This is a genomic window from Candidatus Chloroploca sp. Khr17 (genome assembly GCF_004138165.1).
Taxonomy (GTDB): domain Bacteria; phylum Chloroflexota; class Chloroflexia; order Chloroflexales; family Chloroflexaceae; genus Chloroploca.
The window spans coordinates 155053-168600 of record NZ_RYFF01000005.1 but is presented as its reverse complement, the minus strand read 5'-3'; the positions used below and the strand labels follow the sequence as shown (position 1 = coordinate 168600).

The window sequence follows — 13548 nt, the reverse complement described above, 5'->3', positions numbered from 1 at the left end:
TTTTACTTTCTTCTTTTGGTCACAAAATACGTTTCCCCAACGCCGAGAGCGCCAGATCGACAGCAAGGGCAGCGGTGGCATTGCGTTCATCGAGAATTGGGTTGACTTCAACAAGATCGAGGCTACGCATGCCGCCAGCGTGGGCAATGATTTCGAGCGCAAGATGGGCCTCACGACGCGAAATACCACCCGCTACTGGCGTACCAACCCCAGGGGCTTCGCGGGGATCGATCACATCAAGATCAAAGCTGACGTGAAAGCCACCGGTACCTTGCTGAGCAATCGCGACGGCGGCCTCGATGACTGCGGCCATACCCCGGCGGTCAATGTCATGCATGGTGAAGACATGGATCGAGGCATGGCGCAACGCTTCACGCTCGAGCGGATCGAGGTCCCGCACGCCAACGAGGGCAACATGCGCCGGCTGAATCGCCGGGGTTCGCCCGGCAAGCCCGGTCAACAATGGATGTCCACGACCAGTCAGGGCCGCCAGCGGCATCCCGTGGATGTTGCCGCTGAGGGTCGTCTCGGCGGTATTGAAATCGGCGTGCGCATCGATCCAGATAAGACCGGGGGCGCAACCACGCGCACTGCCACTGACCGAGCCAAGCGAGAGGCTATGATCCCCGCCGAGGATGAGTGGTAAGAAGCCATCGGCAATGCTCGTCTCAACCGTAGCGGCCAAGGTCGCACACACCTCGGCAATTGGCTCGAGATACCGCAGGCACTCACCGGGGGCCGGTGGCGCACTCGTCTCGACCATCGGCGTGACCAGGTTGCCCAGATCAACAATCGGATAGCCAAGATCCTCGATGCGTCGACGCAGGGCCGTATAGCGCATCGCACTTGGCCCCATGTCAACGCCACGCCGTCCAGCCCCCAGGTCAAGTGGTACCCCAATAAGCGCGATTTTCTCAGGCTTCATTCGCACTCGCAGCCGGCTCAAGCGGCAACCCCTCAGGCACACCAAACCGCACTTCGAGCACACCATTGCGGAAGACTGCGCGGCGCGCAGGACGTTCAGCAAGGGTCATCGGCAAGATCATATCGCGCCGGAAGTTACCAATTTCGATAAAGAGCTCATCGCCACGTTTGGTCATCGCGACTTTGCCAATTTCGACGTGCGGCAGGGGCAGACGCATCACATACTCTTCGCCCTCACGCACAATCTCCTGAGTCTTGCCCCGAAACTGCACTTTGACCGGGTCGGTCTCACCAAAAAGGGCCCGGCCAACCATCGAAAGGTCGTCAACACCGGCAAGATCACGGGCATAGTGGGGGCTTTCCCAGATCGGCAGCGGTTGAAAAATATCGTACGCCATCTGGCGATAGCCCTGCTGGATACGGGCCAGTTCCTGCATAAAAGCGCCCTCGGCCTGATCAACTGGCAAAACCCGGTTGAGCACCACCCCGTCGACCGGATAGCCAAAGAGCGCGAGGTAGGTCGCCGCACGCTGCGCCTCTTTGATCACCATACGTTCAGGATTGATTACCAGGCGATACGAACTGACCTCGGGATCAATCAGCGTTTCACGCAAGGCTTCGACCCCTTTCGAGAGGCGCTCGAGGGTCGCAAACATATCGGTTGCCGGAATCAACTGCTTGACGAGGGGGCGGGCAGCCTTCAACGTTTGCGGCTCCCAGTCCATCACCCGTGCAGCATACCAGGTAAAGGTTTCAGGCATCGTCAAAAGGCGCACCGTTTCGCCGGTCGGGGCGGCATCAACCACCACAACATCAAACTCGCCCGTTTTGGCCTGACGACGAATATGGAGCAAGCTGACAACCTCTTCCATCCCTGGAATGATCGCCAACTCTTCGGCTGCAACTTCGTCGACCCCGCGCCGTCGCAGCAGGGTTGATAGATAGCTACGTAACTCGCCCCAATGCTCACGCACCTCGTCAAGCACATTGATCTCCTGGCCCCAAAGACGATCAGTCAAAGGGGTAGGATTAGAGCCAAGAGGCGCATCAAGGGCATCAGCAAGGCTGTGCGCAACATCAGTACTGACAACAAGGGTACGATAACCTAACTCGGCGGCCCGGACGGCCGTAGCGGCAGCTGTGGTCGTCTTGCCAACTCCGCCTTTGCCAAGATAGAGGATGAGCCGCATATATCTTCTTCTCTCTCCACTAAACTACAATGTCAGTCATTGCTCTCTTCATCTGACGCTTCTTCTATTGTACGTGTTGCATAAGAGGGCGTCAAACGTCATTGACAGTGCGCGCGAGGCTGTGCTACCCTGAAGGTAATGTATCATTGTTCAACGCGGAGAGGCGCAAGGAGTGCTGACTGATCTCTATTTGATTCGTCACGGTGATCCCGCACGCAAAGCTGACATCCCCTATCAGACGCTGCCAGGCCCTGATCTTTCACCACGCGGGCGCGAAGAGGCGCGTCAGGCAGCGGCGTTTCTTGCCAATGTGGGCCTGGAACATCTCTTTGTCTCGCCGTTTGCCCGCACCACCCAGACGGCCGAGGTTCTTGTTGACCACCTGCATGTCCCTGTTACCTTTACTGGTCTGGTGCAGGAGCATGGCCCCCACGAGCCGTTCGAGCAGGTGCGTGAGCGGCTCCGCGAGTTACTGGCAGCCGCGCAGGACTCACCCTATCAACGCATCGGTCTGGTGACACACGGTTCACCGATCCGGGCGCTGTTACTCGAAATGAGCAGTGAAAAGATCGATCTGAGCAAGCATGTCTACGCGGGAGGGAACCCCGCGCCCACCTGTGGCATCTGGCATATTCACCGTGTTGACGAACATACCCAGCGTTTTGAACTCATCTTTCGACCATCATGAGCAAGGAAGAGCCAGCCATCCCGAATAGTCTGCTGGAGGCGCTGCGCACAGCCCAGCATCTTGTTGTGCTGACGGGGGCAGGTATTTCAGCCGAGAGCGGCATTCCGACCTTCCGCGATGCGCAGACGGGCCTCTGGGCGCAATACAGTGCCGAAGAACTCGCCACACCTGAAGCTTTTCAACACCATCCGCGCCTTGTCTGGGACTGGTATGCCTGGCGGAGGCAGATGGTTGCGGCGGCCAAGCCAAATGCAGGCCACCTGGCCTTAGCCCGTCTCGAACATCTTGTCCCGACCTTTACCCTGATTACACAGAATGTTGATGGCTTGCACGCAGCAGCCGGGAGTCGCGCGCCAATCGAGTTGCATGGGAACATCATGCGTGTCCGGTGCGCCACCGAAGAGACCAGGTATACGACCTGGAGCGAGGAGGGCGCATTGCCGCCACCTTGCCCAACCTGTGGCGCACCCCTGCGCCCCGATGTTGTCTGGTTTGGCGAACAATTGCCCGTGATCGCCCTTGAACGAGCCTGGACCGCCGCCGCAACCTGTGATGTCATGCTCTCGATTGGCACCTCGGGACTGGTCGAGCCAGCCGCGTCGCTGCCACGGTTAGCCTACAACCGCGGGGCTACTGTCGCGGTGCTAAACCTTGATGTCACCCCACACAACGAAGAACGACTCTATCTGCTCAACGGCCAAGCAGGAAGCCTGCTGCCAGCGTTGGTGGCTGCCCTGGAGCAACAGGGATAAAACCCGGGGAAACCTGCCGGGGTACGGCGCGCGGTTGGGCGCCATCTTTAGTATTTTGCAGATGGCACAAGCCCGCTTAGCGGGCTTGTGCCATCTGCAAAATACAAAGATACGCTACTCCTGAAACCACCAGGCATAGCGCGCCCACGGCTGATCAGGATAGACATGCTCGGGTCGTTCGGGGTTGATGCGGACGGTCAACTCGATCCCAGCCCGCAGGTGATAGACATTGGCATCGTTGACCACCCACGCGACACGGGCTTCGTAGGGGCGACGGTTGGGCGGTCGTACCCATAAGACGAGCGTCAATTCAGCAGCGTGGAAAAGCATCTGGTGGTTGATCGCATCCTGGCGTTCGACGCGCAGAATCTCGGCCGGTGCCACAATCGCATGCGAAAGATCGGCTTGCATCGTCGTCCGCGCTTTTTCCGCCCGCTGCGCACGCCCTGCCAGGGCAAACCAGATCAATGGGGCGACGCCAAACGACACGATTGACACCGTGTACTGCATAACCAGGCCCGTAGCCACAGGTTCGCTGCGCCCATCAGTGGGCAAAATGCAACGAAAACGTAGGCTTAGAAACCCCGTCTCCGGTTCAAGCCTTCCCTGACAGAGCAATGGTTCAGCCAGACGTGCTGAAACCGGCATCACAACCAGGCCAACAAGACTAACGACAAAGCCGAGCGCCAAGCTCACAAGCGTGCGTTTGATTAGCTGCACCATACGACTTCCCGTCTAGATGATGATAGGGAGGTTGGAAGGATCACACCACAAGCACAACGACCCGATAATCTTTCTTTAAGCGCAGAAGCCTTGCTCTTTGGTTGTATTTTGCAAACTATGTTGTGGGAATTATACCAGTTCTGGTTACGTTGGGGAAGGATCATGCGGCAGAAAAACGAGTGGTCTCCTGTATAATAAGAACTATCAGGAGCGTAGCCGCCCTGAACATGAGACCTCTACGGTGCTGCACCCCATAGATGGGGGTTGCCATGAAGATCAAAATCACGCGAAGCAAGAAGCGTTCCAAAACCGTGAGTGCCCGTCAGGACGGCGATACGATCGAAATCCTTGCGCCAGCCCATCTTTCTGATGAAGAACTCCAGCCGATTATCGCCCATTTAACTGGCCGGATCGAGCGCCGTGCGCAAAAAGAGGCGCTTGATGATGCGAACCTGCACGCAATCGCCAGTGAACTCAATCACCGTTATTTTCAGAATGCCCTGCACTGGGCTAGCATTACCTGGTCAATGCAACAGAACAAACGCTTTGGTAGTTGCACCCCGATCGATAGTACGATCCGAATTTCGCATCGGCTGGCGCATATGCCCCGTTTTGTCCAGGAATATGTGGTGATGCACGAGCTCGCCCATTTGCTTGAGGCGAATCATGGCCCCCGGTTCTGGAGCATTGTTGAACAGTACCCGCTTACCGAACGTGCGCGGGGGTATCTGATGGCGGTTGGGTTGGAACAACTTGACGATGAGGCATAAGGACGTTGGTATGGCTAATGAAGCAACGGTGCTCTATTCGGTTCATGACGGTGTGGCGACGCTCACGTTGAATCGTCCGGAAGTTTATCACGCGCTCAATGCGCAGATGCACGCCGATCTTATGGCTGGCCTGGCAAGGGCTGAAGATGATCCGTCAGTGCGGGCGGTGATTCTTACAGGGACTGACCAGGCCTTTTGCAGCGGGCAGGATCTGCGCGAGTTTCCAACCGAAGGCACCGTCGCGATGATTGGCGAACGCCTGCGCGACAGTTATAATCCGCTGGTGCGCAAGCTCCAGACGCTCCCCAAGCCGATCCTTGCCGCCATCAATGGGGTCGCCGCAGGGGCCGGGTTGAGCCTCGCACTGGCATGCGATCTCCGACTGGCCGGCCAGCAAGCCCGTCTGGTCGTTGCGTTTGCCCGCATTGGCCTGATTCCCGACTGCGGGATGCTCTATACCCTGCCCCGTCTCATTGGTCAAACCCGTGCGTTTGAGCTTGCCGCGCTCGGTGGCGAGCTTGATGCGACTACCGCCATGGCCTGGGGAATGGTCAATCGCGTTGTGCCTGATGACGAGGTGCTCGCCGCTGCCCAGGCGCTCGCCGCCCAGCTCGCACGCGGCCCGGCAACGGCAATCCGGCTCATCAAAGCCGGCCTCGCCGAGTCGCAACACGCCACGCTTGATGCCATGCTCGACTACGAGCTCCACGCGCAGCAGATTGCCGGGGCGCACCCCGATTTCCGTGAGGGTGTGGCCGCGTTTGTGCAGAAGCGCGCCGCTCGCTTTCAGTAGGAGCCCTATGCAGACTCTACCCTTCGGGTTGTGGGCCAGTCCGTTGACTCCACGCCAGATGGCGGCTTCGTTGCGCCTCGATGATGTGCTCTGGGATGCCAGTGGGCGGTATATCGTCTGGCTCGAGGCCCTTGATGGGCGCGGCGCGCTCTGGTGCGTTGATACGCAGCGTAACGATGCACCCCGTGAACTGACCCCCGGCGATCTTGCGGTGCGCGGGCGGGTTGGCTATGGCGGAGGCGCTTTTGCCGTTGGCGATGGGCAGGTTGTCTTTGCCGAAGCTTCTTCGGGCCGCCTCTGGTGCCAGCACCTCGACGGGAATTCGCGCCGCCCAGTGACACCAGCCTTTGGGTCCGCCGCCGCCCCTGCGCTTGCCCCTGATGGCAAAACGGTGATCTTTGTCCATAGTTATGAAGAGCAGGATTGCCTCGCCATTACGTCACTTGATGGCACCCACTGGCCGCAACAACTAGTCAGAGGGCACGATTTTGTGATGTGGCCCTGCTGGCATCCTGCGGGTGACCGCATCGCCTATGTGGCATGGCAGCATCCCCATATGCCCTGGGATAGCTCGACCCTCTATCTGGCCGAGCTTGGGTTCGAGGGGCAACTGCCACACGTGCATACGACCCGTATAGTCGCTGGGGGTGAAGGCCAGAGCATTGTGCAGCCCTGCTTTTCACCCGATGGGCACTATCTCGCGTATGGATCTGATCACGAGGGTACGTGGCAGGTGTATCTCTACGAAGTGGCGACGGGGAACAACCGACGGCTCAGCGCGGGCGCGGGCGAGTATGGGCAGCCAGCCTGGGCGCAAGGTTTACGCTCTTTGGCGTGGAGCCATGACAGCCAGCGGATTTATGCGCTGCACAATGAGCGTGGCATACGAAGCATCGAGGCTCTGCCCATTGACGGCAGTCCTGCGTCTACCCTTGCCAATCCCGAGGGATATACCTGGTTTTCACAGCTTGCCGCTTCCCCCCGGAACGACGACCTGGTGAGTCTGGCCTCGGCTTCGACCATACCGCCCCGCCTGGTCGTACAGAATGCAGCAACCACCCAAATCCTGCGCCGGAGCAGTAGCGAACTGGTGGCAAAAGAGCAATTGGCCGACGTACAGTGCGTCAGTTGGGTCGCAGGAACCGCCACAATCCACGGCATGCTCTACCTGCCACCGGGATATGACCCCAACCAAGATGGCCCAAAACCACCTGCGGTGATCCGTATTCACGGCGGCCCAACTGATCAGGCGGTGGCGACCTATAGCGGTGAGGTTCAATTCTTTGCGACCCGTGGTTATGTTGTGCTCGACGTCAACTACCGTGGAAGCACCGGCTACGGGCGCGCCTACGCCCAGAGTCTGCGCTACGCATGGGGCGTCTTTGACGTGGCCGATGCGATCAGCGGAGCTCACTATCTTGCGCAAGAGAACCTGGCTGACGCTTCACGGATCATCATCATAGGAGGCAGCGCGGGTGGCTACACCGTGCTTGAGGCGCTCTGTCAGGCACCCGAACGCTTTCGTGCAGGCATTTGCCGTTACGGCGTCAGCAACCTCTTTGCCCTGGCAACCGACACCCACAAATTCGAGGCGCACTACCTCGACAGTCTGGTCGGCCCCTTGCCAGAAACGGCCACGCGCTACCGCGAACGCTCACCGCTCTTTCACGCCGAACGGATCAACGCCCCGATGGCAATCTTTCAAGGCAGTGAAGACCGGGTCGTGCCGCCCGATCAGGCCGAAACGATTGTTGCGGCCCTGCGACGACGTGGCATCCCACACATCTACCACCTCTTCGACGGCGAAGGCCACGGCTGGCGGCGGGCCGAAACAATTGCAACCTACTACCGCGCCATTGACGATTTTTTACGTCAACACGTCGTCTTTGCCGGGGCCTAAGGTGGTTTGGCGTCCGTCCACACAAGGGTACGTGGGCCGCGTGCCAGCGTTGCTGGCACACGGTACACGCACCATTACACCCCTTGCCCGTAGACACGCCTGATCGCAACACGCACACTGGCACGGGGCGCATCTGGTCGACGGGTCAACCATTCCTGAACACGCTCAGGAGCCAGGTAACGCTGCGCCAGGCGTAGACGCAGCGCAGGATCGCTCGGCTCAACAATCGCCTCGCCTTGCAACGATAGATAGCGAATCCCGTCTTCGATCGTGATGCTAATCGTCGGCGTACGGCGCAGGTTGCGGGCCTTGACACTCTGATCACCAACACTAAAACAGATCACATCCCCATCCAGGAGGTACCAGACAACCGTCTGTTGAATGCTGCCATCGGCATTGAGCGTAGCGATCACCGCATAGTGCCGTTCGTCGAGCAGCGCACGTTGCGGTGGCGTGAGGGTAACAGATGTGTTCATTGATTCGGCTTTCCCTTCCGATAAGAATCTATCTTGTGACGCACAAGTTTTGAGAACCGCAGGCCCTAGGGCGATGGCATCTTCCGTGTATGCACCCGCCCGGGCACCCGCAAGGGGTGCCCGTACACCGGGCCCGGGCACCCGCAAGGCGAGCCCATACACCGGGTCTGGCACCCGGCCGGTAGGGGCACCCCTTGCGGGTGCCCTGATAGCGCGTCTTTTTGTCTCCGGTTTCGTATCATGCAATCGCCCTGCCGCAGGACCCCAGGCCCGTTGGCAATTGCCCGCTCGTATTGTATGATCAGTTAGCAAGCGTTGCCAGCACATACTGGTCAAGAAGGAGAACCATCCGATGCTCACCCTCGAAGCGCCCCTCGATATGCACCTCCATTTGCGTGAAGGAGCAATGCTCGAGTTGGTTGCGCCCCTCAGTGCTCAGGCGTTTGCCGGGGCCGTGATCATGCCGAATCTTGTTCCCCCGGTCGACACCCTTGAACGGCTTACGACCTATCGCGCGGCGATCGAGGCAGCGGTTGTGCCCCACCGCTTCCTTCCGCTGATGACGCTCTTTTTTCGTGCCTACGACCGGGCGACCCTGGCGGCAGCACGCCCAGCGATCATCGGGGTAAAACTCTATCCTGATGGGGTGACGACCAATAGCAGCGGTGGCGTCAGCGATCTGGCGGGGGTGGAACCAACCCTGGCCTTGCTTGAAGAGCTTGGCATTCCGCTGCTGGTTCACGGCGAGAGTCACGGCTTTGTGCTCGACCGCGAGACCGAGTTTCTGCCTTTCTATGCACATTGGGCGCAACGCTTCCCCCGCCTGACGATTGTGATGGAGCATATCACCACGGCGGGGGCCTTGGCGCTGCTCGATGAATATCCGAATCTGGCGGCTACGGTAACATTGCATCATCTGCTGATCACGCTTGATGATGTCGCAGGAGGCTTGCTGGCCCCGCACCTCTTTTGCAAGCCTATCGCCAAGCGCCCCGAGGATCGTGCCGCATTGCTTGCGGCAGCCTTGCGGGCTCATCCGCGCCTGATGTTTGGGAGCGACTCGGCCCCGCACCCAATCCACCGCAAAGAGGCGGCAGGATGTGCCGCCGGAGTCTTCACGGCACCGGTGATCCTGCCCATGCTCGCGGATCTTTTTGAGCGTCACGAAGCACTTGACCAACTCCAGGCTTTTGTTTCCGACAATGCGCGCCGCATCTACGGCCTCGAGCCACCGGCGAAGCAGGTTCGCCTGGCACGGGAAGCCTGGCGGGTACCCGAGCGCTACGGTGACGTTGTCCCCTTCGCAGCCGGCGAAACGTTGAACTGGCAGATCGTTGAAGTTTGTTGATACTGCTTCAATGCACGCGCACCACAAGGAGCGTCATATCGTCGTGGGTCGGCATACCAGCGCTAAACAACTCGACATCGTACGCAATACGATCAATCAAAGCCTCGGGGGCGAGATGCCCCCAGTGTGCCAGCAGCGCTTGCAAGCGCTCAAAACCAAAGAGATTGCGCTCGTGATCATGGGCCTCGACAATGCCGTCAGTATAAAAAAGCAGCGTATCGCCAGGGGCGAGCGCAATCTCGACCTGCGAAAATGTGGTGTCACGCGAAAAGCCTAGCGGCAACGACTGAGGGCTCGGCAGAAAATCGGTTGTTCCATCGCGCCGATAGCGCAGCGGCGTCAACTGGCCTGCCGAGGCAAGCACCATCCGCTGCTGCTGAGGATCAACCACGGCATAGCTCACGGCCACAAAGCTAGAACGGGGAACATCATCGACCAACCAACGGTTGGTCTCGGTCAACACAACCCAGGGCGTCTCGTGGTTGCGGGCCTCTGAGCGCACCGTCGAGCGCGCCACGGCCATCAGCATCGCGGCAGGCAACGATTTGCCGCTCACATCACCGATAATGACCCCAACGCGCGTACCAAGGTCAACCACATCATAGAAATCACCTCCGGTCTCGCGTGCAGGCAAACAACGCGCCGCCAGTTCGACCTGTGGCATCCGGGGCAGTTCACGCGGAAAGAGGTTCAACTGGATCTTGCGCGCAATCTCAAGTTCTTGTTCAACCCGTGTGATCGACTCTTGATAGAGGCGTGCATTCTCGATCGCGAGGGCGGCATGGTTGGCGAAAGCGCGTGCGACCTCAATCTCACGCTCGGTAAAGATCCGCGACACACGGCTCTGCGGATCGAGGCTACGTGAATCGATATTGAGAACCCCAAGGACGCGGCCCCGCGCCACCAGGGGCACACCGAGCCACGAGCGAATATCGTTGAGGACTTCCATTGGCAGCCACGGAGCGCCCCCCTCCCCTTGAATATAGACTAGCGGTTCATTGCGAAGAACCACCGCCCCGCCGGCACTTCCTTCGAGAGGCAAGATAAACGGGAACAACTCTTGGTCTTGCGCGCGACCTTTGAAGGCAACCATATGCAGATACGAGCCTTCGCGCAACATAATCGAAGCCGTATCAAATGCAATCAGCTTGCCAAGCTCATCGAGCACCAGACGCAACACCTCAGCAGGGTCAAACGAAGAACTGAGCACTCGGGTCATCTCGCGCAGCGTATCGGCGGTCTGGCGTTGCGCCTGTTCAGCCGCAAAGAGTTGCGCATTCTCGATGGCAGCAGCAATCGAAGTCGCCACCGTCATCATCAACTCTAGTTCCTCAGCGCTAAAATTGAGTGGCTCGCTAAGGCTATCGAGCGAAATCGAGCCAAAGACCCGGTCACGGCTAATCAACGGGACGATCACCAGCGCCTTGATGCCAAGCGACCGCCAGAGCTCACGTGAGGCGGCGGCAAGCGGATCGTGATCTGGGTCATTAATGACCACGGGACGGCGAGTTATCGCAAGTTGCCGCACAATCGGGTTGTCGCTCGCCTCAATCTGCAGGCCAACCAGTTGGAGATCGGGGTATTCAGCCGCGACATACCCTGTTCCATCAGGGTGGAGAATGACCGTCCCCGTATGATCGGCCCAAAAGAGTTGCACCAATTCACGCGCCGCGAGATCGAGGATCTCCTGTTGATCAAGGCGGGCCGACAAAACCGAGGCCATCCGATGCACAAGAGCCATCCGGTCGGCCTGGCGCTCGGCAGCCTCGGCACTCTCACGGGCTTCGCGGAGCAGACGTTCACGTTCTTGAAACAGGCGTACCTTCTGGACACCAAGACTGATATAGCTCGCCACCTGGCTCAGAAAATCGAGCGTGCCAACATCATAGCGATAGGGCTGATACGCCTGGATCGAGAGCACGCCGATCAACTCGCCATCACGCGCAACCACGGGCACACCGGCCCAAGAACGCACCTCATAGGGCGGACCAATGGGTTGGGGCATAATGCCACGCCGGTGCAACGCTTCGCGCTGTTCGACCAGATCCTGAAAAAGCAGCGGCTCACGTTGCGCAAGAATCCACGTGCTCATTGAAGCGTGGGGCGGGGGCTGACCAACAAGATCGAGTGAAAACCACTCACCCTCTTCAACAAAGGCGGCATTGGTAATCAAACCACTCTCAGGATCGCAAACAACCAGCGCAAAGACATTGACGCCAATCAATTCGTGAAAGATGCGATAGGTCTCGGCGAGCATCTGATCGAGGTCATACGAAGCAGCGACGAGTTTACCGATCTGACCAATCGCTTCGAGTTCAACAATCTGGCGTTCGCGCTGACTCTGCAGGCGCACATTTTGCAGATAGAGGGCAATCTGGGCCGCAACATTTGGTAAGAACTGCGCATCACGTTGGGTAAAAACACCAGGGCACGCACTCCGAATGCTCATCTGACCAATGACCACCCCGTTCCGGTCATACAGGGGCACGCCAAGCCACGCATGTACCGGCAGCAACCCGGGCGGGGCGGCATGGCGAATATTTGGGTAGGCCGCAAGTTCAACCGACAGATCGTTGAAGCGCATCACCTGGCCGGTCGCCAGAATATGCGCGGTCAAAGAGTTCGCCGGCGGCGGCTCAAGCTCCCACAACCGGGTCGTCCGCCCCTCTTCCAGCATCAGGCTATCCGTGACCACCCCGCGCTCGTGATCATAGGCAATCACCGTCAACCCATCAAGCTGGACAAAGCTCTGCAAGGCATCACGCACCGTAAAGAGCAAGGTTTCGAGCGTCGGAGCGGTCAGGGCGGCCGTACTGATCGTACCGAGGGCACGGAGTTCAGCAATCTGGCGTTCACGCTGGTCGAGCAAGCGCGCATTTTCAATAATCGTCGCAATCTGATACGCGATCGACATCGAAAGATTGATTTCGTACTCCTCAAACGGGCGCGGGGACAACCCGAAGAGGTTCAGGGTACCGATCACCATGCCACTGATAGTTAACGGTAAAATCAGCGAACTTTCGGCAGGCGGAAAGACCTCAAACGGCAAACCAATGCCTTCATAGTGAGAGCGCCAGTTATCAGGAATCACAATTGGCTGTGCCGTATAAACCGCCTCGCGGATCGGGCTGACCGTCAGACGTGAGTAGGTCGTCCGCTCAACATACGCCTCAGAAAACCCCCGCTGCGCATAGAGCACCAGGAATTCGCGGTTCTCATCGATCAAGCGCACATTGCCGGCATCAAGCTGAAACAATTCGAGCACGACATCAATCGCGTGATCGAGCAACTCCGTGAGTGGCTTGCGCGTCACCAACCCTGCCGAGACCTCACTGAGGGCACGAATCTCTTCAGTGCGGGCAGCAACCTGTGCGGCTAGCGCATGCGAGAGATTCTCCTGTTGTTCGATCAGGGCAACATTTTCGAGGGCAACGGCAATCACATTAGCCATGCGCTGCAACAGGTCAAGCGTAGCCTGGGTATAAAGGCCAACCTTATAGCTCTGCAGCGAAATCACGCCAACCGAGGCCGCGCCGATCAAGAGCGGGACACCCATCCAGGCCCGCGAGCGCTTCTCGATCTGACCGAAAGGGACACGGGGCAAGGCAGGATCGCGCTCATAGAGCAAATCGCGATAGAGCATCGGCTGCCCACTCCGCACAATCGCCCCGGTGAGGAAGCCGTACTCAACCTGTTCGATATACGAAACATCACCCTCATCAACCAGCAGCGCACACTTGAAGTATTCAGGACGCTCATCGCAAAAAGCCAGGTAGGCCGCGTCAAAATCAAAGACAGTCGCGAGTTCAGCCTGGATCGCCTGAAAGATCGCCTGAAAACTCGGACGCTCGCGGCACGTCAGGCTAATATTGTAGAGCGCTTTGAGCACACGCGGATCGCGCTCCTGCTGTAAGCGGAGCAAGCGGCGGCGGTATGCACGTTCAAGGTGATCGCGCCTGGCAGCAAGCCTGGGCATAGTGCTCT

11 protein-coding genes are annotated in these 13548 nt (G+C 58.8%); 6 read left to right on the top strand and 5 right to left on the bottom strand.

Annotation, left to right across the window (positions count from 1 at the left end):
* Nucleotides 1–19 precede the first annotated feature (19 nt).
* Both rocF and EKD05_RS05095 read right to left on the bottom strand, forming a co-directional pair.
* Entirely contained in the window at nucleotides 20–925 is a 906-nt protein-coding gene (gene rocF, locus EKD05_RS05100) for an arginase (RefSeq protein ID WP_129671355.1), read from the bottom strand.
* Entirely contained in the window at nucleotides 915–2114 is a 1200-nt protein-coding gene (locus EKD05_RS05095; protein ID WP_129671354.1) for an ArsA family ATPase, read from the bottom strand. The genes rocF and EKD05_RS05095 overlap by 11 nt, the downstream gene beginning before the upstream one ends.
* A 172-nt stretch (nucleotides 2115–2286) precedes the next feature.
* Here EKD05_RS05095 and EKD05_RS05090 point away from each other — a divergent pair, with 172 nt between their 5' ends.
* Together EKD05_RS05090 and EKD05_RS05085 are read left to right on the top strand one after the other, a co-directional pair.
* On the top strand, nucleotides 2287–2802 hold the full coding sequence (locus EKD05_RS05090) for a histidine phosphatase family protein (protein WP_129671353.1): 516 nt from the start codon (nucleotides 2287–2289) through the stop codon (nucleotides 2800–2802).
* Nucleotides 2799–3554, top strand: a complete 756-nt coding sequence (locus EKD05_RS05085; protein ID WP_129671352.1) for an NAD-dependent deacylase — start codon at nucleotides 2799–2801, stop codon at nucleotides 3552–3554. The genes EKD05_RS05090 and EKD05_RS05085 overlap by 4 nt, the downstream gene beginning before the upstream one ends.
* A 114-nt stretch (nucleotides 3555–3668) precedes the next feature.
* Here EKD05_RS05085 and EKD05_RS05080 read toward each other — a convergent pair whose 3' ends face one another.
* On the bottom strand, nucleotides 3669–4277 hold the full coding sequence (locus EKD05_RS05080; protein WP_129671351.1) for a hypothetical protein: 609 nt from the start codon (nucleotides 4275–4277) through the stop codon (nucleotides 3669–3671).
* Nucleotides 4278–4546: 269 nt separating this feature from the next.
* Here EKD05_RS05080 and EKD05_RS05075 point away from each other — a divergent pair, with 269 nt between their 5' ends.
* The 3 genes from EKD05_RS05075 to EKD05_RS05065 are packed head-to-tail and all read left to right on the top strand — an operon-like array spanning nucleotide 4547 to nucleotide 7740.
* The gene (locus EKD05_RS05075; RefSeq protein WP_129671350.1) at nucleotides 4547–5047 is read left to right on the top strand and encodes a M48 family metallopeptidase; all 501 of its coding nucleotides are present in this window, start codon (nucleotides 4547–4549) and stop codon (nucleotides 5045–5047) included.
* A 10-nt stretch (nucleotides 5048–5057) separates the two neighbouring features.
* Complete coding sequence (locus tag EKD05_RS05070; RefSeq protein WP_129671349.1) at nucleotides 5058–5840, top strand: enoyl-CoA hydratase-related protein; 783 nt, start codon at nucleotides 5058–5060, stop codon at nucleotides 5838–5840.
* Between the two features lie 7 nt (nucleotides 5841–5847).
* Complete coding sequence (locus EKD05_RS05065; RefSeq protein WP_165360593.1) at nucleotides 5848–7740, top strand: prolyl oligopeptidase family serine peptidase; 1893 nt, start codon at nucleotides 5848–5850, stop codon at nucleotides 7738–7740.
* 74 nt (nucleotides 7741–7814) lie between these two features.
* On the opposite strand, the gene EKD05_RS25655 is transcribed toward EKD05_RS05065, so the two are convergent.
* Nucleotides 7815–8216: a PPOX class F420-dependent oxidoreductase gene (locus tag EKD05_RS25655; RefSeq protein WP_165360592.1), complete on the bottom strand. Its 402-nt coding sequence runs from the start codon at nucleotides 8214–8216 to the stop codon at nucleotides 7815–7817.
* Nucleotides 8217–8568: 352 nt separating this feature from the next.
* Here EKD05_RS25655 and pyrC point away from each other — a divergent pair, with 352 nt between their 5' ends.
* Nucleotides 8569–9564, top strand: coding sequence for a dihydroorotase (pyrC, locus tag EKD05_RS05055; RefSeq protein WP_129671346.1), 996 nt, complete (start codon nucleotides 8569–8571; stop codon nucleotides 9562–9564).
* A gap of 7 nt (nucleotides 9565–9571) precedes the next feature.
* Here pyrC and EKD05_RS05050 read toward each other — a convergent pair whose 3' ends face one another.
* On the bottom strand, nucleotides 9572–13540 hold the full coding sequence (locus EKD05_RS05050; protein WP_129671345.1) for a GAF domain-containing protein: 3969 nt from the start codon (nucleotides 13538–13540) through the stop codon (nucleotides 9572–9574).
* Between the last annotated feature and the right edge of the window lie 8 nt (nucleotides 13541–13548).